Annotated in this window: 1 protein-coding gene; it reads left to right on the forward strand. The window is 71.2% G+C overall.

Annotated features, from left to right (window positions below):
• Positions 1-67 precede the first annotated feature (67 nt).
• A partial coding sequence (locus B3E43_RS06250; protein WP_292027654.1) for a patatin-like phospholipase family protein occupies positions 68-615 on the forward strand: 548 nt, incomplete at its 3' end.

Raw genomic sequence — 615 nt, forward strand, 5'->3', positions numbered from 1 at the left:
CCGGGCTCGCCCCGCCGACCCGCAGACATTTCATCCGCCTGTCGCCCGCCCATGCTAGGGGTGCTGCGTGAACGTCCGCATCCTCTTTCTCATGTGCCTGTTTCTTGCGCTTGGCGGGTGCGCCAGCGGCGCTCGCTCGGCTTTCGATGCCCAGGACCGTGAGGGCGCCCGGCCGATGGGGCTGGTTTCCGCGCCGGGACATCCGATCCGGGTCTACCTCGACGCCAGGGACCGCGCGGCCCTCTTCCAGCAGGCCTTTCGCGAGGGCGTGCCGGTCGGGCCGGACGGACGGCTGGACTTCATCGCCCTGTCCGGCGGCGGCTCCAACGGGGCCTTTACGGCCGGCCTGATGAAGGGCTGGAGCGAGACGGGGGAACGGCCGGACTTCGAGGTTGTCACCGGGGTCTCGACCGGCGCGCTTGCAGCCCCGTTCGTGTTTCTGGGCCCGGCCTATGACGACGAACTGGCGGACGCCTATACCGGCGGCGCGGCCGCCGGGCTGTTGCAGCCCCAGGGGCTCGCCGCCCTTGTCGGCTCCGGAATCTATCGGGCGGAGCCACTGCGCGCCCTTGTCGAACGCTATGTGGACGAGGCCCTGCTGGCGGCCGTGGCGGC

It is taken from the genome of Brevundimonas sp. UBA2416, from assembly GCF_002343105.1.
Classification (GTDB): domain Bacteria; phylum Pseudomonadota; class Alphaproteobacteria; order Caulobacterales; family Caulobacteraceae; genus Brevundimonas.